At 43.8% G+C, this 24,090-nt stretch carries 22 protein-coding genes; 13 read left to right on the top strand and 9 right to left on the bottom strand.

Translation table 11 applies throughout. From position 1 onward, the window contains the following. The first annotated feature begins 118 nt into the window (after positions 1-118). The 6 genes from KCTCHS21_RS01710 to KCTCHS21_RS01685 all read left to right on the top strand — a co-directional run bounded on the left by KCTCHS21_RS01710 (position 119) and on the right by KCTCHS21_RS01685 (position 10,038). Positions 119-664: an RNA polymerase sigma factor gene (locus KCTCHS21_RS01710; protein ID WP_232058035.1), complete on the top strand. Its 546-nt coding sequence runs from the start codon at positions 119-121 to the stop codon at positions 662-664. Continuing rightward, positions 661-1,674, top strand: a complete 1,014-nt coding sequence (locus KCTCHS21_RS01705) for a hypothetical protein (protein WP_130604840.1) — start codon at positions 661-663, stop codon at positions 1,672-1,674. The genes KCTCHS21_RS01710 and KCTCHS21_RS01705 overlap by 4 nt, the downstream gene beginning before the upstream one ends. Positions 1,675-1,898: 224 nt before the next feature. Next, positions 1,899-8,186 carry a phosphodiester glycosidase family protein gene (locus KCTCHS21_RS01700; RefSeq protein ID WP_130604839.1) on the top strand — a complete coding sequence of 2,096 codons (6,288 nt, stop codon included), beginning with the start codon at positions 1,899-1,901 and terminating at the stop codon, positions 8,184-8,186. A 202-nt stretch (positions 8,187-8,388) separates the two neighbouring features. Beyond that, on the top strand, positions 8,389-8,835 hold the full coding sequence (locus tag KCTCHS21_RS01695; RefSeq protein WP_130604838.1) for a hypothetical protein: 447 nt from the start codon (positions 8,389-8,391) through the stop codon (positions 8,833-8,835). A 1-nt stretch (position 8,836) separates the two neighbouring features. Then, positions 8,837-9,064 carry a helix-turn-helix transcriptional regulator gene (locus tag KCTCHS21_RS01690; protein ID WP_130604837.1) on the top strand — a complete coding sequence of 76 codons (228 nt, stop codon included), beginning with the start codon at positions 8,837-8,839 and terminating at the stop codon, positions 9,062-9,064. Further along, entirely contained in the window at positions 9,061-10,038 is a 978-nt protein-coding gene (locus KCTCHS21_RS01685) for an NAD(P)-dependent alcohol dehydrogenase (protein WP_130604836.1), read from the top strand. Before KCTCHS21_RS01690 ends, KCTCHS21_RS01685 begins: the two co-directional genes overlap by 4 nt. Positions 10,039-10,747: 709 nt before the next feature. Here KCTCHS21_RS01685 and KCTCHS21_RS01680 read toward each other — a convergent pair. Both KCTCHS21_RS01680 and KCTCHS21_RS01675 read right to left on the bottom strand, forming a co-directional pair. Next, on the bottom strand, positions 10,748-11,206 hold the full coding sequence (locus KCTCHS21_RS01680) for a cupin domain-containing protein (RefSeq protein ID WP_130604835.1): 459 nt from the start codon (positions 11,204-11,206) through the stop codon (positions 10,748-10,750). Between the two features lie 188 nt (positions 11,207-11,394). Continuing rightward, positions 11,395-12,966, bottom strand: a complete 1,572-nt coding sequence (locus KCTCHS21_RS01675) for an ABC-F family ATP-binding cassette domain-containing protein (RefSeq protein ID WP_130604834.1) — start codon at positions 12,964-12,966, stop codon at positions 11,395-11,397. 132 nt (positions 12,967-13,098) lie between these two features. Here KCTCHS21_RS01675 and KCTCHS21_RS01670 point away from each other — a divergent pair, with 132 nt between their 5' ends. After that, the gene (locus tag KCTCHS21_RS01670; RefSeq protein WP_130604833.1) at positions 13,099-13,905 is read left to right on the top strand and encodes an alpha/beta fold hydrolase; all 807 of its coding nucleotides are present in this window, start codon (positions 13,099-13,101) and stop codon (positions 13,903-13,905) included. 171 nt (positions 13,906-14,076) lie between these two features. Next, positions 14,077-14,913: a GGDEF domain-containing protein gene (locus KCTCHS21_RS01665; RefSeq protein WP_331871680.1), complete on the top strand. Its 837-nt coding sequence runs from the start codon at positions 14,077-14,079 to the stop codon at positions 14,911-14,913. A 6-nt stretch (positions 14,914-14,919) separates the two neighbouring features. Here the strand turns inward: KCTCHS21_RS01665 and KCTCHS21_RS01660 are convergent, their stop codons facing one another. Together KCTCHS21_RS01660 and KCTCHS21_RS01655 are read right to left on the bottom strand one after the other, a co-directional pair. Beyond that, positions 14,920-16,254 carry an outer membrane protein assembly factor BamB family protein gene (locus KCTCHS21_RS01660; protein WP_130604832.1) on the bottom strand — a complete coding sequence of 445 codons (1,335 nt, stop codon included), beginning with the start codon at positions 16,252-16,254 and terminating at the stop codon, positions 14,920-14,922. Positions 16,255-16,349: 95 nt separating this feature from the next. After that, positions 16,350-17,243 (bottom strand): alpha/beta hydrolase, encoded by an 894-nt coding sequence (locus tag KCTCHS21_RS01655; protein ID WP_130604831.1) that lies wholly within the window; start codon positions 17,241-17,243, stop codon positions 16,350-16,352. 243 nt (positions 17,244-17,486) lie between these two features. Between KCTCHS21_RS01655 and KCTCHS21_RS01650 the strand changes: the two genes are divergently transcribed. The 3 genes from KCTCHS21_RS01650 (at position 17,487) to KCTCHS21_RS01640 (ending at position 19,808) form a co-directional block, all read left to right on the top strand. Further along, positions 17,487-18,101 (top strand): carbohydrate-binding protein, encoded by a 615-nt coding sequence (locus KCTCHS21_RS01650; RefSeq protein WP_197726498.1) that lies wholly within the window; start codon positions 17,487-17,489, stop codon positions 18,099-18,101. Positions 18,102-18,291: 190 nt separating this feature from the next. Then, complete coding sequence (locus KCTCHS21_RS01645) at positions 18,292-18,867, top strand: RNA polymerase sigma factor (protein ID WP_130604830.1); 576 nt, start codon at positions 18,292-18,294, stop codon at positions 18,865-18,867. Continuing rightward, complete coding sequence (locus KCTCHS21_RS01640; protein ID WP_130604829.1) at positions 18,828-19,808, top strand: hypothetical protein; 981 nt, start codon at positions 18,828-18,830, stop codon at positions 19,806-19,808. Before KCTCHS21_RS01645 ends, KCTCHS21_RS01640 begins: the two co-directional genes overlap by 40 nt. Before the next feature lie 156 nt (positions 19,809-19,964). Here KCTCHS21_RS01640 and KCTCHS21_RS01635 read toward each other — a convergent pair whose 3' ends face one another. The 5 genes from KCTCHS21_RS01635 to KCTCHS21_RS01615 form a co-directional block, all read right to left on the bottom strand. Continuing rightward, a complete protein-coding gene (locus KCTCHS21_RS01635; RefSeq protein WP_130604828.1) occupies positions 19,965-20,387 on the bottom strand; it encodes a GNAT family N-acetyltransferase in 423 nt (140 codons plus the stop codon). A 7-nt stretch (positions 20,388-20,394) separates the two neighbouring features. Further along, positions 20,395-21,042, bottom strand: a complete 648-nt coding sequence (locus tag KCTCHS21_RS01630; RefSeq protein ID WP_130604827.1) for a DUF975 family protein — start codon at positions 21,040-21,042, stop codon at positions 20,395-20,397. 151 nt (positions 21,043-21,193) lie between these two features. Continuing rightward, complete coding sequence (locus tag KCTCHS21_RS01625) at positions 21,194-21,676, bottom strand: VOC family protein (protein WP_232058033.1); 483 nt, start codon at positions 21,674-21,676, stop codon at positions 21,194-21,196. 42 nt (positions 21,677-21,718) lie between these two features. Further along, positions 21,719-22,168, bottom strand: a complete 450-nt coding sequence (locus KCTCHS21_RS01620) for a GNAT family N-acetyltransferase (RefSeq protein WP_232058032.1) — start codon at positions 22,166-22,168, stop codon at positions 21,719-21,721. Between the two features lie 207 nt (positions 22,169-22,375). After that, positions 22,376-22,639, bottom strand: coding sequence for a VOC family protein (locus KCTCHS21_RS01615; RefSeq protein ID WP_232058031.1), 264 nt, complete (start codon positions 22,637-22,639; stop codon positions 22,376-22,378). Positions 22,640-22,875: 236 nt separating this feature from the next. Between KCTCHS21_RS01615 and KCTCHS21_RS01610 the strand changes: the two genes are divergently transcribed. Together KCTCHS21_RS01610 and KCTCHS21_RS01605 are read left to right on the top strand one after the other, a co-directional pair. Then, a complete protein-coding gene (locus tag KCTCHS21_RS01610) occupies positions 22,876-23,415 on the top strand; it encodes a TetR/AcrR family transcriptional regulator (RefSeq protein ID WP_130604826.1) in 540 nt (179 codons plus the stop codon). Between the two features lie 45 nt (positions 23,416-23,460). After that, the gene (locus KCTCHS21_RS01605; RefSeq protein ID WP_130604825.1) at positions 23,461-24,078 is read left to right on the top strand and encodes an NAD(P)H-dependent oxidoreductase; all 618 of its coding nucleotides are present in this window, start codon (positions 23,461-23,463) and stop codon (positions 24,076-24,078) included. Positions 24,079-24,090: the final 12 nt, after the last annotated feature.

The raw sequence follows: 24,090 nt of genomic DNA, 5'->3' as shown, positions 1-24,090 counted from the left end.
ACACAACCGAACATTTTTTCCACAATTTACTGGATGCTGCGAGAAGAATATGACACCATGGAGTTAAAAAGGGAACGATTCATTATTGACTCCTGTCTAATAGGGTGGAGGTGAAAAGATGGAGTCTCAACCGGAATTTCAATATTTGGCGTTTACGGAGCACCTTGATAAGACCGAGCTTTATAATTTGATGACGCAGTATGGTGACGATGTGAGGAAGTATGCGTATGCCATCACCAAAAACCGAGAGCAGGCAAAGGATATTGCACAGGAAGTATTCATTAAAGTATTTCATAATGTAGGCTCGTTCAAAGGCCAGTCCTCTCTTAAAACTTGGCTTTTCACAATTACAAGAAACTTAGCTATTAATGAGATGAAGTCGAGCTATATGCGCCGTATTGTTCTGTTTAACTGGGTAAAGCCGCAAGGGATGGGAGAGTCGGCAGAGTCGGTCTTTCTTGGAGAGCAATCCACCCGAGAGATCAGAGAGATTATTATGAGCCTTTCCATTAAGCTTCGAGAGGTTCTGATTCTAACACTGGAGCATGAACTGACAATGGTAGAGATAGCAAAGCTATTGAATATTTCGGAAGGCACGGTCAAATCAAGATTACATCGGGCGCGCAAAGCTGTTGACAATAAATGGAAGGGGACGGAACAATGAGTGAGTATCAATCACAATGGCAAAGCAAAGTTAAGGATGGTTTGTTTGGAGAAGAAACTTTTACTAATGAGATGCGGATGTCGGTGCTAGAGGCAGTAGATCATAAACCAAATTATTTTTTCCGAAGATGGAAGAAGCTTGCGGGAGCGGTCATGGTTTGTATAACTGCTGGAATAATGATGCTTTATTGGTCAGGTGATAACACAGTGACATCGCCATCCAATCACCCTGCCCTGACTGAAGGAACAGAGGGATTCGGTTTGGAGTTACCCCTTACGTTCAAGCTTCTAGAAGGAGATAACATGAAGGACCTTGATTCGCCATATCAAATTGCCAATATTCTTCCAGGATTATCTAACCAGTACAACCCACTAAGAACCAACGATTTCATTGAGCAGATTCCACTTTCGGATATCAATCTTATAGATAAGAAGGAGATCATAGGCTTTGGAACGGCATTACATTATACACTAGTGCATGATAAAGAGACCAAGCCTGGAAGCGACGAGAAGTTTGAGTACTTTGGTTTTATCGCTGATGGTATTTCACAAGCAAATACACTCTTTCATTATGGTTTCAGCCCTTTGTACGATGCAGAGCTTAGTACAACGCGGTTGTCTGGCCAAGATGTGTTAAAGGTTGACATGCAAGTATGCAGAACAGATGGCGAAGCATGCGTGTGGTATATAAAAAAGGATGGAAAAGGAATGTCGACGTATCTCACATTTGAATCCGCTAGCTACGAGAAGGATTTGGACGGTGACGGAAGGGAAGAGGCTATTGTTATTACCCATAAAGAAAATCAGATTTACATATTTAAGGAACAGGACGGAAAATTACAGTGGTCTAGTGTAAGAAAAGCTTTGAACGTCGGCAAAGAAGACGTTATTAACTACGATGACTCCCGAGGAATATTTACCGTACAATCTTCCGATACGGGACAAGAGAAATCTGTCACTATGTACCGTTATGCAGAAGGAGAGAACAAGCTTATTAAGCTGGAAGATTAACGGATCTATACTGAGTGACACACAAAGACCGAGTGCATTTGCACTCGGTCTTTTCTTTCGCCCCTCCACTTTATTCCATTTTATTGAAAAAAAATTTAACACAAAATCTTGAAATTGTTCCACTAGATTTAACACTGTAATTCTATAATTTGTTAGTCCAGAGACCGATTGTTAAAAGTTGGTTTTAAATTTCTTGATGATCTCATGAGGAGGAACTAACAACAATGATTAGAAATCTTCAAAGAAAATTCGCTTTACTCCTATCCACACTATTGATGCTGTCCGTATTTTTTCCATTTGGGCAAGCTTTTGCAGATTCGAGTGGAAGCTACGGTCAAATCTTAGACAAGAGAAGCTCTGAGATTGGTCCAGGGGCTACTTACAATTGGTATAATCTGAAAGACTCAAATGGTCTACAAAAGATAGAAACTATTGAATTCGATCCAGCTAACCCTGCCCTTCAGCTACAGCCTGGCTTGAAGAGCAATGGTAAAGTGTATGGCATGACAGGTGTCACCAAAATGGCGAACAATGCCGATAAGCCTGGCAACAAAGTCATTGCCGGTATTAATGGTGACTTCTACGATTTAGCTAACGGTGTACCACTCGGGTTCTTTATGGGAGACGGCAGAATCCTGATCAGTCCCCCTTCTGATTGGAATGCATTCGCCGTAAAAGCGGATGGTACGACAATGTACGGTCCAAGTCCTACATTAACCCGCACAGTAAAGATTAATGGCCAAACTAAATCCATTACTGATATAAACCGTACTCGCGGGACCAATAGTCTTAATTTATACACTTTCGATTACAACAGCTCAACTGCGACTTCCGACCTTGGCGATGAAGTCGTTCTGAACATTGTTAGCGGAGATATGAGAAGCGGTCAAACGTTAGCACTTGAAGTTGCTAGTGTTAAAAAGGGAAAAGGAGATACTCCTTTGGTAGCTGGGCAAGTTGTTCTGTCTGCCGCAGGAACCTCGCGCTCCTTCCTTGATGCTCTAAAGCCTGGAGATCAGGTGACTATAAGCCTGCAGCTTAGCTCCAGTTGGAATGATGTAATCATGTCAATTGGTGGTAGTACAATGCTGGTCATAGATGGCGTCGTTCCAGCTATAGCAGATCCCACTGTTGCTCCACGTACAGCAATTGGAACGAAAGCCGATGGGAAGGTTATCTTATTCGAGGTTGATGGCAGACAGCCAGGCTTCAGCGAGGGGGTTACTTTACAACAGCTGGGACAACTCATGAAAGATATGGGTGCCGTTACCGCTATGAATCTGGATGGAGGTGGATCTTCCACCATGGTCGTTCGCCCAGCAGGCGAGATCATGCGTAAAATAATGAACAGCCCCTCAGACGGCGGAGAACGTTCTACCTCCAACGGTATTTTATTAGTCAACAAGGCTGCGGAAGGTCCAGCAACCAAGCTTGTTGTCACACCGAATCTGGAACGCGTCCTGACTGGAACGACCTCTGTCTTATTTTTATCTCTTGGAGTAGATAATAATATTCACCCCGCTACTTCAACGGGCACGCCCGTATGGTCGGCCGACCCAGCTATCGGAACCATCGATTCTACTACAGGGCGGCTTACAGCAGGTAATTTGCCAGGAATCGGAGCTATTTCCGTAACCGCTAACGGGATATCTGGCACAGCTCAGGTCGAAGTCGTGGACCATCTGACGGAGCTTCAATTCCCTGATAAGCTTAAAACCTTCTCACCAGGAAAATCAGAGAAGCTTAAAGTCGCCGCATTAAAAGAGGGTCAAGTCATTCAAGCCGACAACAGCCTGCTTCAATGGAGTGCCGATCCAAGCATTGGCACCATCGATTCAAATGGAGTATTCACTGCCACTACTGGCACTGAGAAAACAGGTAAAATAACAGTTGCCTATAAAGGAGTTTCGGCTAGCCTGGACGTCAATGTCGGAATTCCGCCCGTTATCCTAGAGGATTTCGAGAAAGGTCTGGACAGATATAAAATAACTTCCGGTGCACAATATGTAAAATCGATCGCAAGCATCGAGACAGAAAATGAAGATTTCATTCGATTTGGTAAGGGATCCTTGAAGCTGGATTATGATTTTACCGGTACACCGGGAACTTCAGGCTCTTATTTACAAACTAGCAGTACAGCTAACAACATCGAAATTCAGGGTTACCCCGAAAAAATAAGTATGTGGGTGTACGGGGATGGCAAAAAACACTGGTTACGTTCTCAGATTAGAGACGCCAAGGGTGCGATAGCTCTTGATTTTGTAGATCAAACAACAGGCATCAACTTTACAGGGTGGAAGTATTTAGAAGCGGCTGTCCCTAAAGGAAGAGAGCTTCCGCTGACGATGGATATGCCGGTTCGTTATATGGAAACTTCTGCTGCTAAGAAGGATGCAGGAACTATCTATATTGACCAAATTCGTGCGTTGTACGGGCCTGCCAACGATGATATGGATCCGCCGATTATTAGGAATATAACACCTGCTGAAGGAGCTATTATTACAAAAAATCAACCGGAGATTTCCGTTATTGCCGAGGACTTTGGCTACGACAAATCTAAGCATCCCGGAACGACTTTAATCGATCCGGATAAAATTCGTATGTATATAGATGGTAGTCAGGTTCATCCAACGCTATACCCACCAGAAGGTCGTATTTTTTATACACCAGCAGTCCCTCTTGCTGATGGCGTTCATCAGGCGAAAGTTCAGGTGAAGGATCTTTCGGGCAACCAAACTACTAAAATATGGACCTTCCAAGTCGACACTGGTGCTTCAAAGCTTCTATATACGACGCCGACTGCGCTGTATACAGGTGAAACGTATACGGTTGATATTAAAGCAAAGAATGCTTCAATGATTAAGAGCGCGAATATTTCATTTAATTTTGATCCTTCGAAAGTAGATAATTTGCAAGTCGTCATCGGAAACAAATTATCCAGTGGGGAATTAACGCCCACAGTAGACTCTATCTCAGGCACAGTCTCGTTGAATATCAATGACTTAAGCTCACTAGGATTAACGGATCAAGATAATCTCGCACAAATTAAATACCTTGTGAAACCAAATGCCACTGAAATGCATGTTCTTGGCTTTAAAGCGGGCAACATCGCATTTACGAATACCGGTAATACTATTTTCCCATTCTTCGGATTGCCAATTCAGTCAACTATCAAGAATAAGCTACAGTTATCTTGGAACTATGATGGCATTGTTCAGGGCTTTAACACTGAGTTTAAGGTCATTGACGAGAACGGGAAGCCAGTGGCCGATGCCAAGCTAAGTGCTGATGGCGTAGACATAGGCACGACCAATGCTGAGGGTATTCTTACGACTGACGCATTAACTAAAGTCGTTAAAAGCTACCAACTGCAAGCGAATGAAGGCATTTCTTACAGCTCAGTCATGCCTTTCAAAGTATCAGCTCTATCCGGTACTCCAAACCCAAAAAACATTAATATTTCAATGGGCGAGGACCCTTCTGTATCCCGTGCTTTTACATGGCAGACCATTCCAACAACTACCGGGACTGTCGTGGATATTGTAAAGCAATCTGAATTCACGGATTTCAACCAGCCGAACGTTAAGTCATTCTCAGGGACGAGCAGCTTGTACAATACTTATGACATTGGTACTGTTCGCGTTCATAAAGCATCAGCGATAGGGCTTGAGCCTGGTACCACGTATGTATACCGAGTCGGCGACGGTCAAGGAAATTACAGCCAACAAGGAGCATTCCATACCGCTGGAAGTGCAGAAGACCCTTTGAAGTTCTTATACTTTACTGATTCGCAAGCAGCAGATCAAGCGGGTTACACTCTGTGGGGAAATACCGTAAAGAAGGCTCTTGAAGACAATCCTGATTCAAAATTTATGATGCATGTTGGCGACATGGTCGACAGTGGCTTTAAGGAAACGGAATGGAACATGTGGTTCGGTGCCGTTCAGCAGCAATTACTGAATACGACGCTTGTAGCGGCGATAGGTAACCATGAAGCTATGCAGAATGGCAATAACGATTTCATGTCCCATTTCAATCAGCCCGGAAACGGACTCCCTTCACTTAAGGGTAGCAATTTCTCCTTCGACTACGGAGATGCACATTTTGTCGTATTGAACAGTGAAGAGAAGTACCAAGAACAGGCAGATTGGTTAAAGCAGGATCTATCAAGCACGAATAAAAAGTGGAAAATTGCTTTCTTCCATCGTGGGCCTTACGGCAGTATTTACGATACGGAGATCGTAAGGAAATTATGGGCCCCTGTTTTCGAGGAAAATGGCGTTGATTTGGTCATGAACGGACATGATCATATCTACTTGAGGACTCAAATGAAAAATGGTAAAAAGGTAGAGCAGGGCAGCGGAACAGCTTATGTCGTTGGCGGATCCACCGGGCCCAAATTCTACTCCTTAACAGCTCGACCATGGCACGACAAAACCGACGAGGAACAAACTCAAATGTATTCCTCTGTTGAAATTGTGGGCAATCAATTAACGTTTATTACTAAAACCGTTCAAGGACGCATTGTAGACCAGTTCACACTTCAAAAGACAGTAGTACCGACTGAGGTAACCATCGATACACCGAATGCCACCATTACTGAGGGAGAATCGTTGCAGCTCCGAGCGACTGTTAAGCCGGACAATCTCGTCAACAAGAATGTCATTTGGTCCGTTGTTCAGGCATCTCCTGATGACGCAGTTACTGTGAGCCAAGATGGTAAAGTAACGGGTGTTCACAAAGGAACAGCAATTGTGCGAGCAACAAGTGTTTTAGATAATGTATACGGTGAAAGCAGTATCGTCATCAGTTCGATAACAGATCCAGTTACGGATCCTGTTCAGGTTAAGATTGATCAAGAAAACCTAAGCTTTAGCGTCGGCAGCAAGGTGAAGCTTGCAGCAACGGTACTTCCAGATAATGCAACTCACAAAGCCGTCACTTGGTCTGTTGTCGATAGCTCGCCCGATGACGCAGTAACGGTAAGCCAAGACGGTACAGTTACTGGCATACGCGAGGGGATGGCCATTGTTCGTGCAACAAGTGTCATTGACAGCGTATATGGCGAGAGTAACATTACGGTTACCGCACCTTCGGTGATTAATCCTAACAACGTTATTATTAACTCCCCTAGCGAGAGCTTGTACGCAGGACAACAGATGCAACTGACAGCGACAGTTATGCCTGAGGATGCGTTTAATAAAAACGTCACATGGTCTATCGTAAATGGATCTGATACTAGCGCTATTTCAATTAGTGCAGAGGGCAGCTTAACTGCCGTACGACCAGGAACAGCGATTGTTCGTGCAACTAGCGTAATTGATAGCGTGTATGGTGAAAAAATGATAACCGTTAACGATTATCCTGCTGGTTCTGGAGCTTTGCCTCCTGTCAGTACTCCCGTTCCTTGGGATAAGGATTCGATCGTGACGTCTGATGAATTAAGGGAATCGCTGCAGAACGGAGTTGCGACTCTGACAACAGATAACCCGCTTCAGAGAATACAGCTTCCAGTGGATGCTGGGGATATTTTGAATGGTGCGCCGCTTCAACTCATTGCACCTAATGTCACTTTAACCATTCCATTCGCTTTCATTAAAGAACAATCCCAGAATGGTTTAATTTCACTTAGCTTTAATCAAGACACGGCAGAGACAACTAAGCAAACTATTTCAAGTTTATCCCAACAAGCATTTGCACAGCTTCATGCATCTGGACAGGCTTTCACAGTCGGAATGGAATTGAAGTCTAAAGACGGTAAGACCAAAGCAATAACGTCTTATTCACCTTCACTACAGCTAAAGCTCTCTGTCGATCGTTCTCAGAATTCGAAGCTGGTAGGTATTTATGAAATCCTAGACAACGGCAAGCTTCTCTACGTTGGTGGTACGATAAAAGAAGGTCACATTCTGGCTAATGTAGACCGCGCTGGTAAATATGTCGTACTTGAATTCAACAAAAGCTTCGCCGATATTAAACCCGACTTCTGGGCGAAGGACGTCATAAATGAGCTTGCTGCGAAACAGCTAGTCAATGGCGTTAGCTCAACCGAATTCTCCCCGGCGGGAATTGTGACAAGAGCAGAGTTTATCTCCATGCTTGTCCGTATATTAGGAATTGAAGATCAGGGCTCAACCAGCTTTATCGACGTACCTGAGCATATCTGGTATGCAGAAGCAGTTGTAGCAGCTGTGAAAGCAGGGATCGCCAGCGGCGTAAGCTCGACATCGTTCAAGCCGGAAGCATCCATTACACGTGAGGAAATGGCCGTTATGATGGTTCGTGCTTACGAGTATGCGACCAAACAGAAAGCTCAGAAATCCTCAAATAGTAACAGCTATAAGGATTTGAATAACGCCGCTCCATGGTCAAGAGATTCAATAATTGCAGCAAACACGCTCGGACTCTTGCAGGGCCGAAGCGAGACTGCGTTCTCCCCGAGAGGTATCACATCCAGAGCAGAGAGCGCGCAAGCTATATACAATTTGTTTGTGAAGCTTTCTTCGAAATAATCATTACGATCAAGCATCAGATTCCGAAATAAGACCCGAAAGATGGACACTTTAAGAAAAGTGACCTCTCTCGGGTCTTTTTATTTTGTGTATTGTGTCCCTACATAATGTAATGTTTAATTGACACAATGTATGATTTATATTACATTATGTATATATTATTTTACTAAAAGTATAAATTACCGTACAGGAGGAGCAATAAATGTCCTATCAAGAAAAAAAGAGCATTATGTCTTTGATTGGCTCGCTATTGGTTTTTGGATTGTATAGCTTGTATGTATTTCAAAAGCACCCATTTGGGAGCGTTGAGTCAACAGATATTTTCAGCTTCTGGGGTGCTTTCATCTTAATCTTAATCCCGGTATCGATTGTTGCCAAAATCATCATCACTATTGTGTTTAATATCATTTTTAGAATAACGACTAATGAAAAAGAGCCTTCCTTTTCTGATGAGCTAGACAAACTAATTGAATTAAAAGCAACCAAAAATTCTCATTACGTGTTTACTCTCGGCTTTCTTTTAGCTATGGGATCACTGGTTGTGGATATGCCGCACTCTGCAATGTTTATCATTCTTATACTAACTGGGCTTATGTCCGAGATGGTTGGAGTTATCACTCAGCTCTACCTTTATCGGAAAGGAGTCTGAGATGGGTAAAATACTGATTAGCAATCATATTCGGAAACTACGCTTCAACCATGATGAAATGACCCAGCAACAACTGGCTGAAAAAGCCGGAGTAACAAGGCAAACGATCGTAGCTCTTGAACAAGGAAAGTACTCCCCATCTCTCGAATTGGCTTTTCGCATTGCTCTCGTCTTCAACTTGTCGTTGGATGAAATTTTCTTCATCGAGAATAAGGAGGAAATCATATGAAAGCAATAATATGCGCTAGATACGGAACACCAGATGTTCTTCAATTCGAAGAGGTTGCAACACCTACTCCCAAGGACAATGAGGTGCGGATCAAAGTATATGCGGGGGTCGTAACTCCATCGGACTGTTCGTTTAGAAAGGCGAATCCCTTTATGATCCGATTTATATATGGTCTCACTAAACCCAAATATTCAATATTAGGGGTTGAGCTAGCCGGAGAAATCGAATCCGTGGGTAAAGATGTGAAATCATTCAAAAAGGGGGATCAGATTTATGGTGTAAGTCCCAAAAGCTTCGGTGCTTATGCCGAGTACAAATGTCTGTCCGAAAGCGACACTCTCGCTATCAAACCGGTCAATATGACCTATGAAGAAGCAGTCAGCGTCTGTGACGGAGCATTAACGGCTTTGATTTTCCTGAGAGATAAGGCGAAGGTTCAGCGGGGACAAAAAGTTCTTATCAATGGCGCTTCTGGAGCGGTAGGAGCTTATGCTGTACAGCTTGCTAAATATTATGGTACGGAAGTGACCGGAGTATGTAGTGCCTCGAATGTGGAATTAGTGAAATCACTGGGAGCGGATAAGGTAATTGACTATACCAAAGAGGACTTTACTCGTAATGACCAGTCCTACGACGTTATTTTCGATGCGATCGGTAAAAGTTCATTTTCACGGTGTAAGGGCGCGCTAAAGAAAAGTGGTGTCTATCTCACAACAGTCCCAGCACTAGGAACGATGCTTCAAGTATTATGGACTTCAAAGATCGGTAGTAAAAAGGCCATGTTTACTGCTGCGGGATTGAGGCAGAACAAAGAAAATCTGGTCTTCCTAACGGAGCTTGCTGAGGCAGGAAAGATAAAGTCCGTCATCGATAGACTCTATCCGTTGGAACAGATGGCCGAAGCCCATAAGTATGTTGAAAAGGGACACAAAAAGGGAAATGTGGTCGTCACAATGGGGCATCATGATTCCTAACACACTACCTCGCCTATCTTCATCCTTTGATGCCAATTAGTCGGTTCCTCCGCCTATCTTCCCGCCATTCCGCATCCGCGGACGCTATTTAGTCGGCAGCTCCGCCTATCTTCCCACCATTCTGTCTCCGCGGACGCTATTTAGTCGGCAACTCCGCCTATCTCTTCGTCATTCCGTCTCCATGGACGCCAATTAGTCGGTTCCTCCGCCTATCTTCCCGCCATTCTGTCTCCGCGGACGCTATTTAGTCGGCTTCTCCGCCTATCTCTTCGTCATTCCGTCTCCGTGGACACCATTTAGTCGGTATCTCCGCCTATCTCTTCGTCATTCCGTCTCCGTGGACGCCAATTAGTCGGTACCTCCGCCTATCTTCCCGCCATTCCGCCTCCGCCGACGCTATTTAGTCGGTATCTCCGCCTATCTTCCCACCATTCCGCATCCGTGGACACCATTTAGTCGGCTTCTCCGCCTATCTCTTCGTCATTCCGTCTCCGTGGACACCATTTAGTCGGTATCTCCGCCTATCTCTTCGTCATTCCGTCTCCGTGGACACCATTTAGTCGGTATCTCCGCCTATCTCTTTGTCATTCCGTCTCCGCGGACGCTATTTAGTCGGCTTCTCCGTCTATCTCACCACCATTCCGCCTCCGTGGACGCCCATTTAGTCGGCAGCTCCGCTTAATTCCCCACCATTCCGCCGCTTCGCGCTTTATTTGTTAGGCTCTGTGTCCCAGTCGCTTACAGCATCTTGTCCATTGAACATGAGATTTTGATCTCTTAAATAGTACATATTCTCGTCCGGATAATGAACAACATCCCCCTTCTCAATCGTGCCAATATCCAATATTTCGAGCACATCACTACCTGTATTAATAAATTGATGTGTGTTCCCTTTCCCTGCTGGCTTGGCTACGAAATCACCTTGAGAAACCTGATACTCTTCCCCATTCTTTCTCAATGTTCCACTTCCGCTAAGTATTAAGAAAAATTCCTCTTGTTTGGAATGGCTATGATACTTTGCGCTCTTCGAACCAGGCTGAATTTTATCGACGTTGACGTATATCTTCTCACTTCCAGCAGCGTTTCCCAAATACAGTGTGCTTGCTTTCCCAAGAAAATCACTCATAAACTCACTCGGAACATTGTTGATATTATAGATATTTCCCAAAGTAACATTACCTCCTTTTTACTTCTATTTTATCACTACAATTTACATAATCAAACATATGTTCCCATATCGATTCTACGATAAACTCCTACACTTAATCCCAGCAACAAAAACCCACCCTAGTCTTCCGACCAAGGTGGGTTTCGCTCCATTCATTAACTTGAAGGGACTTCCCTTCCAACTTTCAACTACAGACTCTGCTCGCTTATCCCCGTTACCGGGTCAAAGGTCAGCATTTTCGTCCCGATCTTGTCGATGAAGAAACGATCATGGCTAACTGTAATGACTGCCCCCGGAAAATGAATCAGCGCCTGCTCCATAACTTGAATACTGGTGAGATCCAGATGGTTAGTCGGCTCATCCAATATGATGACGGCAGCGCCTGAAAGAAGACATTTAGCGAGCGCAACCCGGGCCTTCTGCCCACCGGACAGATTCCCGATAAACTTGCTTAAATCCGCCTCCGAAAATTGCAGCATCGATAGGAATTTGTTTACCTTTTTCCGCGGAGCGTCCAAGCCCAATCCGTAAGTATTTACCGCATGGCTAACGGTATCCTTAGGATTAAGCTCCTCCCACATTCGGTTGAAATACGCGTAGCTAACGCCCTTCTCCCAGACTACCTCACCGGCTTCAGGCTTCTCCTGTCCCGTTAGCACCTTAATGAGCGTCGATTTCCCGCTTCCGTTCGGACCCGCAATGACCAAACGATCTTCCTTCTGAATATCGAAGCTAATATTCTCGAAAATTTTCCGATCGTCATAGGTCTGCCCGATACTCTTAACTTCACACAGCTTATCCGGAAAACGCAGTCTCTCGTAAATGTCGGTGATCAGCACGTTTACAGGGTGCGGCTCAATACGCTTCTTGTTATCAGCCAATTGACGGGACAGCCGATCCTTAGAGTTTTTCCTGCTTGCGCGGCTATCTATCGCTTCGGACTCCATGAGGAGAAGCTCCTCCTCCCACTCGAACTGGCGGTCCAGCTCCTTCTTGCGCATCTTCTTCTTGCGGATGTAATCGGTGTAGTTCCCTTCGTACTCCTGAAAATGATAATTCTCAATCTCAATCGTCCGCGTGACCACTTTGTCGATGAATTGCCGGTCATGTGACACCAGAATCATCGCACCCTTGAACCGATACAGCCACTGCTCCAACCACGCTATACCTTCGATATCCAAGTAGTTCGTCGGTTCATCGAGCAAGACGACATCTGGGAGCTCGATCAGCATTTTCGCAAGAGCAGCACGGTTTCTCCAGCCTCCCGACAGCTCGTCTATCGGTTGATTGCGTGACCTTTCGTTGAAGCCAAGCTTCGTAAGCACTGTATTAATCTCAACGGATACATTCCAACCGTCCAAATGCTCCATCTGTTCGAATAGCTCCGCCTGTCTCGTGAGCAGCCTATCCATTTCGCCGTCATCGGTAACCGTACCAAGCTTTTCCCCAACCTCCTGTAGCTCCCGTTCAATAAGAGCAACCTGCTCAAAGCACATTTCTAGCTCTTGCTGAACGGACAGGCTTCCTCGCATTTCCGAGAACTGTGAGAAATACCCTATTTTAACCTGCGGATCTATTTCCACTTTCCCCGAGGTTGGCTCATCTTTGCCCATTATTAGCTTGAACACCGTCGATTTACCGGCGCCGTTCCGTCCAATTAGCCCAACACGCTCACCTTGGCTAAGCCGAAAATAAATATCGCGAAAAATCATAGCATCTTCATATTTCTTAGTGACGTTCTCCAAACGAATTACGCTCATCGCTATCACCCTTCTAACTCTGTCAGTATAGCGTAATTATAACACTAGATTAGCAGGCTGATGCTTTGTCGACTTTTATCGAATATAATAATCTCAATAACCTACAAGCTTTTATTAGAGAGGGGACTATCCATGACGATCAACATTCTGGAACGCAATAATGTTAAAATATCCGGCAGAGGCACCCGGCCCATCGTATTCGCGCATGGATTCGGTTGCGACCAAGACATGTGGCGTTACATCGTCCCCAGCTTCGAGAACGACTATCGTGTCATTCTATTTGACTATGTTGGTTCCGGAGGATCACAGCTTGACTACTACGATGCGGAAAAATACAACGATCTACAAGGATATGCCCAAGACGTGCTCGAGATCATGGAGACGCTAGAATTAAGGAATGCGATATTCGTCGGCCATTCGGTCAGCAGTATGATTGGATTACTAGCTTCGAACCGCGATCCCAAATACTTCGAACGCCTTGTCATGCTTGGACCTTCTCCTCGCTATATTAACGATCTCCCTGACTACTTCGGGGGTTTCAATAGAGAAGAAATTGATGAATTACTCACAATGATGCAGATGAATTTCATCGGCTGGGCCAGCTATCTGGCACCCATTGCGATGCAGAACTCTGAGCGTCGGGAGCTATCGGACGAGCTGGAAAAAAGCTTCTGTTCCAGAGACCCTCATATCGCTAGGCAATTCGCAGAGGTCACCTTCATGTCCGATTGTCGCAGGGATCTCGATGCTGTGTCGGTTCCATCGCTTATTCTGCAATGCTCAGATGATAGCATCGCTCCAATTGAAGTGGGCAACTACTTGCATGCTCATCTGAAGGATAGCACACTGAAACTGATGAATGCCAAAGGCCATTACCCACAGCTCAGCCATCCCGATGAAACGACGGATTTAATCAAGAGCTATTTAGCCAGCCATTAAGTTAGGATCAGGAGAGAGGCAGTCTTTCATGAATACCCAATTAGATTACGCTCCCTGCGGGTACTTCTCCACCTCGGGTACGCGGGGATCATACAATCCGCCAATCGGACTCTAGCAACTATGCTTGCCTACGAAAGGGACGATATGCTCGGCAAGCATATAGAATCCTTCATGTCCGTCACTAACAAGCTGTTTTTCCATACCTATTTTTACCCGTTCATTCAGCTATACGGGCATGTGAACGAGATCTACCTCTCATTTCGCGCAAGCACCCAGCTAGACGTGCCCGTGCTTCTTAACGGAATTCGGCAGGAGCGTGACGGTGAGATTTATTTGGATTGCGTAGTTGTTGAAATGCGCAAGCGGCTAGAACACGAGAAAGACATCCTCCAGACGAAAAAAAAGCTGGAGGAGCTCTATCAAGCGACGAACGAAGCGAATAAAAAGCTTGAGCTCCTGCACCAGGAATACGAGATCAAGCAGCAGGAGCTCATCAACGTCAATCACCAGTTGGAGACGATGGCATTAACTGATGCCTTAACCGGACTGAACAACCGCCGATTTTTCCAAGAGAGCTTGTTAGCTAACATCGCCTTATTCCAGCTATCGCAATTACCTTTTTCCCTCTTCATTATCGATATTGATCGCTTTAAACTCATTAACGATACCTATGGACATCCTGTCGGTGATCTGGTTCTACATGGGCTAGCTCAATTGCTTAAGGCCGAATCGAGGGAAGTCGATATCGTTGCTCGGTACGGTGGAGAAGAGTTCGTGCTTATCCTTCCAAATACGACCGAAGAGAATGCTAAGCTTATTGCGGAGCGTTACCGTGCCAAGATCGAAGCCACACCTATGGGAGACCTCAGTATTACGACGAGCATCGGCATCGCGACGTTTAAGTCAGAGGATACGGATCAAACCTTGATCAGCAAGGCCGACCAAGCGCTCTATTTCTCTAAGACCAATGGAAGAAATCGAGTCACACATGCGGTCGATATGGTATAAACCACTTTACAATATAGACTTTGGAATGGTTACCCCTGTTAGCTTGCCTGCTGTCTGAATAATAAGGGTGCTTCCGCTTTTGAGCGTCTGACCGTATTGCCGCGAGCCGGTATGAACAGTGAATATCGGCTTCCCGGTCTGTAGATTATAACCATGAAAAACACCGTCGCTTTGACCGATAAACACACCATTTCCATAAATGTCCGTCTGTACTGCGGGGTTATCTGTCGACCACCCTACCAATCGACCAGTTGATAGCTTCAGTCCTTGTACAATGCCGGAGCTCTGATCAACAAGGAACAGCCTCTCGCTATATACGGAGCCTGTGATTTCTGTGCTTGAAGGCTTAACCCACTGCTTAAGTGGTTTGCCGCCTTTTTCGTAAGCATTAAAATCGTACTTCACTACATTACTGTCGGTAGCGATGTACAAATCGTTTCCATTCAATACCGTGGAACCGCTCCAAGGACTGTAGGGAGGCTGGCCAGACAAGGACCAGGAATACACTCTCGACTCTTTCAGTTCCCCGGTCTTGTTGTTGTACGCGTTAATGGTAATATTACGATTGGGATCACCAGCGTCCGGAATCTGATAGGAGTCGGCCACGGAATACACGATTCCATTCCGAATGGTTAACGGCGCACTTTGGGCAAAATGTCCCCATAGCTTCTTGCCCGTCTTCTTATCAAAGGCGTCCAATTGAGTAGAGCTAAGCGCTCCCTGGACCGAAAACACCTGGTACACAATCCCGTTATTTTCCTCACTGATGATTCCCGCTCCATCCGCTTGCGGCTCCTCAGATTTCCACAGAACCTTACCTGTCGCTGCCTCTAATGCATAGGTCTGGTTATCCTTAGTGACGTAGACTGTATCTCCTAAGGGCAGAGGATTCCCTTTCGAAGCGATTCCAGAAACGGATAGCCACTTTGTGGAACCAGCTTTGGCATCCAAAGCATACACCTTCCCATCCTCAGTTGCGCCATATACGATTCCCTTTTGATAAGAGACGGTTGGTTTCAGCTTGCTACCATAACGATAAAGAACCTTTCCCGTGGTAGCGTTGATTGCAATCAATTTTTTGCCTGAGAAGGCAAAAACGAGGCCATCTTCCGCAAGCGTTGCTCCTTCATCGACTGTATCTACAACGGCAGTCCACTTGGGTGTAACTTCAGGAGCCTGAATAGTGTAGCTTGATGACGAGCCCTTAGACGATACGACGGGTTTCTCCGCATTAGCTACAGTTAACGGCAAGGTCACCCAAACCATAGCTAACAGAAGAACAATAACAACGGTGCTTCGAAGCAGTCTAGCTACGCCTTCACTTGGGGCATAACGATACATCAATAAAAACCACCTTCCGATTCATCCTGTTTAGGAATTATTTGGATAATTTCTGATGGTTCTATAGACGTGTGGCGACATGGAAAGTTTCGTTTCTATGTACCACTATAAAAAAGCAGGTAAGCCTCCATATTTTTCTTCCAATAGTCGCCATCGTGCCCGCCCGGTGAGTGATGATATTGTGAGTTTACCTTTTTGCTAAGCAATAGTTGGTTGAGCGCCTCCGCGCCTTGATAAAATCTGTAGCCGTCCTGGTCTCCAGAATCTAGGTACACCGATAGACCATCTAAGTTTTGAGTTTCCGCCAGCGCCAAAGGATCTCTTTGCTTTCGAATCTCTTCGGAAGGGTATATCCAATTCTTCAATCCCCCCGTGTCCGCCCAGAAGTCCATCCATACAGCCGGGCTATGGCCTCCCACTTTACTGTAAAGCTCGGGATACTGGAATGCACTATGTAGTGCTGCCCATCCGCCCATTGATAAACCACCGATATATCGACCTCCTCTAGTGGCATCAGTGCTAAAATGACTATCTACATATTGAACGAGATCTTTGACAATATAGTCGTTATATTTACCCAATGCAGAGTTGAAGCCATAGCTGTTATCGATTTCAGGAGAAACGATAATTAGCGGTTTTATTTTGCCTTCGCTAAGCAGCTTATCCGCAGATTTATCTATACCCAGCCCTTGTATCCATGAGTCTTCGTTCCCGCCATATCCATGAATAATGTATAGTACGGGGTATTTGTTCTTTACCTCATAGTTTGGCGGCAAGTAAATATTAAATTTCATATCCTTACCTAGCGACTCGCTATTAAAGCTAATCTTTTGAACGCTTGATGACCCTGGAGTACTCACCGGCTGCTGAGTGGGCTCATTAATAGTCGGCTTACTCGTTGTTGCTGTGGTTTTACTTCCACTCGCGCACCCCGTCACCAAAGCAACCAACAGCAGAAAACAGGCAACTACCATATATCTAGACTTCATAGCTTTCCCCTTCTTTTTTAGTAGGATAAAAGCATATATATTGTTATTTTACCAAAATATTATTACCACGTAGGTAAACTGGTTAAAAAAGTAAAAATAAGTAGTGTTACCCCCACTTCTTAATGAGTTAATACATTCAAATGAAATGGACATCTGCACTGAAGCAAAGTAGACTAAAAAGTAGATACGTAGCTTACACGGCAATCACCCAACGATGCCGATTATTCCAAAGGAGCGATCGCATTGACGACAAATTATAAGGGACAGCCCTACAAGGATTCGAAATATTCGGGAGGTCCGCAGAGTATTCCTGGCACACTAATGTGCGCCTATTACGATTTCGGGGGAGAAGGCATCGCTTATCACGATACAATTGAGCAAAATCAGGGTAGCGGCATGCTCAATCCCCTTGATGGTACTTACTTAAACGAGTTCCGGAAAGATGAAAGCGTAGATATCTCTTATACGAAGCCGAATGGTATAGATGACAGCTCCTTTAACCTCGTCCAGCCTGAGCTAGGAATCCCATATGTCGGTTGGACAGAGCCCGGAGAATGGTTGAAATATACAGTCGAGGTTGCGCAGGACGGCATATATACTGTTAATCTTCTGTACACTTCGAATAAAGGCGGTGCGATCTCACTGTCTGTTAACGACCAAGACGTTACTGGCCCGCTTCCCATACTATCTACTTACCGCGATGATGACGAGATAGAGTGGCGCCAATGGCACCATTGGAACATCGCGAAGGGACTGGTCGACCTGCAACTCAAGCAAGGAACCCAGGTTCTCACTATTCACACCGTAGAGCAAGGACAGATGAATTACGCCTATCTCGAATTTGTTCTTAAAGAGTAGAAATAATAGAAATGTAAGAGCAAGCAAGAGAAGCCGAGTAGCGAGTAACCACGCTGCGGCTGAATCCTGCTTGCTCTTACTTTTTTCCGTAAGCGAATTCAGAGAATGTCCCGTTTGGCTGATCCCATGTGTTATATAGATTAGAAAGCAGAATTCATGAAGGGAGGAGAACTCATCGGAAGACCACAAAATAGAACAATTAATTGCTCAGATACAGAACGGTCACGCCATTCAATATGCTGAGGTCGTTAAGAATTATCAGCAACCGATTTACCGATATTGCTTGCGGATATTAGGAAATCGACAGGATGCGGAAGATGCCGTCCAAGATATTTTTATTAAAGCTTTCGAGTCCATTATGCAATACAAGCACACCGTTAATTTCTCTTCATGGTTATACAAAATTGCATATCGTCATTGTCTAAACCTGCTACGTAAGCGAAAATATCAACGTCTTCTGCTGCCAAGATTGTTTAGTCCTGAAGTGACCACAGAAGGTCCAGAGCAGGCCATGGATAAGCGACTATTCAGTCCGCAATTAGGGTTTGCATTGACTGCGCTGTCTCCAGACAACCGTTCCTTACTCATACTTCGTATTTTTGAGGAACGGACCTACGAAGAGTTGGGTGAAATTATGGGGTGCAAACCTGAAGCCGCCAAGAAGAGAGTAAACAGGATTAAGGAAAAGGTTAAGAAAAAAATGGAGCAATGGCAGGAGGATATGTTATGGGACGAGGAGAAGGAACCGATTCAGTTAAAAACTTAAAGCACCACTCTATATCTGATCATCAAATTGAAGAAATCAATGTAATCGACTCTATCATGACTCGAATTGTTCCATTGCAATCTGGAGGAGTAAACCGGAGCTTCCGACCAGCTAAACGATTAACGGTCTATATGACTGTTCTATTCATTGTGCTATTGGCATCCGCATCCGTATATGCCGCGAGTGAATTCATTCAAATTCGTAATCATGCTGGAGATGTAAAAATACAATCCGTTGTTCTTGATCAAGAAGCTAAAATTACACCGTACGAGAAGGAGAATTCTGCGCCTAAACCGACTTATAGGGATCAGGTGCTGGAATTAGTTAAGTCTGGACAAGTGCTAGCCTATTACGTGAGAAACAGTGGCTCAAACCCTAATATACAGTTTCTCCATGATACTAATATATTCACTTCCTATAACGATTTTAAGGAGCTCTTACTTCGCACTTCTGCACCTATTATTAAAGAGCCAACGAATCTTCCTGACGGGTTTAAATTCAAATATGGCAGTGTCATGCCTATTCTTCCTAACGAGTATGACGATCGGACTTCAGCAGAGCATGCTAGGCTACTTGAGCTATTCCAACAGAGGGCCTCGGCTGAGCAGAATCTGAACTTATTCGTAGAAGAAGCGAAGTGGTCAGAAGCGAATATATCGGAGCTTGAATACGAGAAGGACTCAATGAACCTTCGTATTCAGGCAATGAAAAATATGATCGGAATGGAGATTGCCTTCTCATCTGAATTTACACAGGAAACAATGACTTTTGGCGGGACAGAAGCCATATTTGCTAAAGCCAGCATGCTTGGTTCAAAGAGCTATGAAGCTGTCTGGTATGACGAGAATCAAGATATACACTATCATGTAACAGCATCAGGGAAAGTGGATCTTACAGAGAAGCAATTTAAGCTCATTGTAGAAAACTTGGTGAAGGGTTAACTACTGAGTGGAATGGTTATCCCCACATTTATTTACCATGATGACTACCAATAGATTCAATGAAAAACAAGAGCAAGCAAGGGAAGCTGAGTAGCGAGTAACCTCGCTGTGGCTGAACCCTGCTTGCTCTTCAGTTGTCGACTATTCGAATGAATTTTAGAGCTTTCGAGCCTGTGGTAGTCGCTTCATAAACCTTTCCTTATCACTCTCAAAACCATACTTCTCATATAGGCTATGAGCATCTTTAGTGCCTAATACCCCTGTCATCCACTCGAACTCTGGGGCATTTGTTATGACCTCTACAAGTCGCTTAGAGATACCCTGTCCGCGGTATTCTTCTATGACAAAAATGTCACATAAATAATACATAGTAGCTCCATCAGTAATGACCCTTGCAAATGCGATCATTTTATCTCTGTCATACACGCCATAGCAAATAGAGTTCTCAATAGATTTCTCGATTTTCTCAGCGGGTCTTCTATTTGCCCAGTAACTTGTAGCTAAGAAATCTAATACTGTTGGTATGTGAATTCGTCCTCGATCATCACTAATAACATAATCCTTATAACGATATTCCATGCTCACCTTAAACAATAATGCCCGCATAAGGATCGTTACCATAAGGACTAGGCGGAGGCGATACGGAAGCTGAACGATTGATGAGATCATTATAAAAGTGCCCCAATGAGGTATAAATATAAGGAGCAAGCCATAAATAACCGATTCCAAATGTAATACCTGCCAGTAAAAACCACCCGATGAACGTAAGATACAGTACAAACAGCCTGCCCTTGTGTCCAACCATCAGCGCCTTGCTACGACGAATCGCTTCAAGTCCCCCGATTCCTGGATTATCTTTTAATATGAAATAAGCTTGAGAATAACTGAGGGCAGCGATAATACCCGGAATAATAAGCAGTAACGACCATAAAAGCGTAAAGATACCAACCAGTAAGGAGAGTACAAAGGTTTCAACGAATCTTGAAAATCCACTAAATAACGTTTCTGTAGATGCAATTTCGCCACGAGAAAGCGCCAAATAGAAAGCCATAACTCCGTATGTCAAAGCCCCTGTCAACAACAAACTCGCAATCCAGCCAATGAATGGAATTAAGCTAAATAATCCGATTGCGAAAATAACCACATAATACAATAAGAAATGAAGTACCGCAGGTGTCCATTTACCTGACAAGCTTGCTCTAGCTCTTGCTCGAATCTCTGCGCTAGTTGGCACGTGTTTTATTCCACCTTTTCATGTTATTTATTACCACAGGTTAATTTAATACCGTAATTCTACTTCCAATTCCGTTTTTTTACAATCCATAATCTAACAAAATAATACAACTTTCAACATATTTTCTGATGCTACTGATTAGTTTATTCTATTAGATAATTCTCTTTAGATAATCCTTTTTCATATCCAAAGTATAAAACTCCACTACGTTATCCTCAGTATCTTTAAAGTAGAGTCTTCTTTCATTACTATCCTTAACTATTTTTATGTCTACTCCCTCCTCTTTAAGTATGGATATCGCACTCTCAAAGCTCTCTATTTTTATATGTAAAGCAAAGTGGACATGAATCCCGCCTTCATCGTAAAAACCGTTCCACCGTGAAACAGGCATTTCTTTATTTACTAAATCTTCTTCCGAAAATTCTCTAGGCAGCCACAGCCCTAATCTTGTGTTCCCTCCAATGTAGAGCCAAGTGGCCCATACATTGTCAGCATTATTGGTAAATTGCCTTTCTTCGTATCCCCACTGCTCGACAATCGGAAAACCTAATGTTTTTGTCCAAAACTCAACAGCACGATTCATTGATTTTACTTCGAGTACAATTTCGGAGACACCTTCCACTTCGATTTTCATATGTATGACCCCCACGATTTATTTATACTCTTATCGATATTGTTATATTTGCTGCTTCAAACGTTTTTTGAATCCTTTATGGTCCGGAGAATAACCAATTGACTCATAAAATTTATGAGCTGTTTCGCGCTTGCTTCCCGATACAAGAATGACATAATTACATTGATTCATTTGTCCAAAGTCTTCAAGAGCCTGCATCAGTAACTTCCCTATACCTCGGCCCTGATACTCAGAGGAAACAACCACGTTCTCAGCCAACATAAATGGATTGCAATTTCCAACTAAATCATAGCAAACTATGCCCATTGCTGTCCCGACAACTCTATTCCCATCACACGCAACTGCAACATAATAATTGGGGTTATTAGATGTTATTTCAATTTGGATTTTCATAGCAGTTAAATCCGATCCTACTCCAATAAATTCATAGAACAATTCGGAAAGCTCAATAACATCATCAGTTTTTGCTTTTCTAATCGTTATTGGATTCAAAGCGATTACCTCCTGTAATAAAGGTCACTAACAACATTACCATGATATGGTGTTTACCTGGCAAATAAAAAATACAGAGCAATGGCGGTTAGCCCACAAAGCTCTGTATTTTCTCATGCCTTTCAATTCTCATCGTCTCCGATTTAAATGGGACATTGTTACTTATTCGCAGCCTCGTCCTCAGCCGATAGCCATCCTCCCCATAAGCTAGATAGATGCCCGTCCGGATCTCGAAGCTCGAAGCTGTATCCTCCACTTGGCAAGTAGTACATCTGGCTCTAGCATTGGAACGTTAGGACATCGGATTAGCCCTAATCCTATCCCTCCGACGTCTAACCAGGCCTCGTTATCCCCAGGTTTAAAATCAAAGGTAAAAGGGATTCCCATAACATCCTGATACCATCGAGCTGAAGCCTCCAGATCCTTAATCGGTAATTTAACTACTGCAAAATTAGTTGTGACAACCGTCATAGCAACATCTCCTTAACCCTTCATATTTTTTCTCCTCTGATACAAAAAGGGCTGTTTTGTCACACTAGCGGCCAACCCTATTGAAAGTGCTAGGGACATTAACTATTCTTAAAATGCCACTATGACGTTACAGATGTAACAACGTATGATAAGGCAATGTGTAAGGGGATATTACTTTCATTGGTCAGTGTAATTTCCAGCACGTGCATTTGACGTCATTTATAAGGGGGCACTCATTGAATAGTTCACCTAACTCACCAAATGAACTGGTCAAAGAATGTATTTTTCAAGCCCTTATTATTTTAATGGAGACCAAAAGCTTTCATCATATTTCCGTATCGGAAATCACCAGAAAAGCAGGCGTGTCTCGAATGGCTTATTATCGAAATTATAACTCCAAAGAAAGCATTATAAGTGAATATCTGGACCGGTTATTTGGAATTTATCTGGAGGATGTTAAGGATTTAACTGAGATGGATACGTATTTGTTTGCCAAACAGTTTTTTTCTTACTTTAAGAAGGAGCATGTCCTGATCGATAGTCTTATAAGATCTAAAATATCTTTTTTACTTCTTGATCGTTTTGATACTTATATTCAGGTCATATTTAATAAGGTCGTTCAGGATGAAGACCTTTCGAAAAAGCAATCTCGCTATATGCAGTATTTTTTCACTGGTGGATTGTTCAAGCTTCTTATTGAATGGGTGAGTAGCGGCATGGCCGAAAGCGAAGAAGAAATGGCACAGTTAATCTTAGATTTTAAACGTCATCCATAATCAACTTTAACGACAACTAAGAAATATTGAACAGGAGGAAAACACATGAATGTTCTTATCATTTTTGACCATCCATACGGCGCTGAAGCATCCGAAAATATTCCTCATCAAAGAAGCTACGCAGCAGCTCTACTTGCTGCCACCAAACGAGGACTCACCTCGGCTGGGCATCAAATAGATTTGATTGATTTACATGCGGACCAATTTAATCCGGTTATGTCCGCACAAGAGCTTGCCGCATGGCGCAAAAAGAAGACGATAGACCCGTTGGCTATGGAATACCAAAGCCGTCTTATGGCAGCGGATCATATCATCTTCATTTTCCCTATTTGGTGGGAAGCTATGCCAGCTATGACAAAAGGGTTTATTGATAAGGTATTCGCTAAAGGTATTATTTACGAAGAGCCTAAGCCTGGTCGTCCTTTTGTAAACAAGCTTACTAAACTTAAAGGCGTTTCTTTGCTTACGGTGATGGCTACACCAAACTTCTTCTATAGATGGATTTTTGGCAACCCTGTTACTAAGATTTTATTTCGTGGTACTTTTCGGAAGATGGGATTCCATAAGCTCCGCTGGTACAACTACACCGCAATGGCAAATCGAAGCTTAGAGGAAAGATCAAAATTTCTAAAGAAAACAGAACAAAAATTTGTTTCACTTTAAGTATCAGATTAA

The organism is Cohnella abietis (assembly GCF_004295585.1).
GTDB lineage: Bacteria > Bacillota > Bacilli > Paenibacillales > Paenibacillaceae > Cohnella > Cohnella abietis.
Note: the sequence above shows the minus strand (reverse complement) of the source record. Positions and strands in the feature narration are given on the sequence as shown.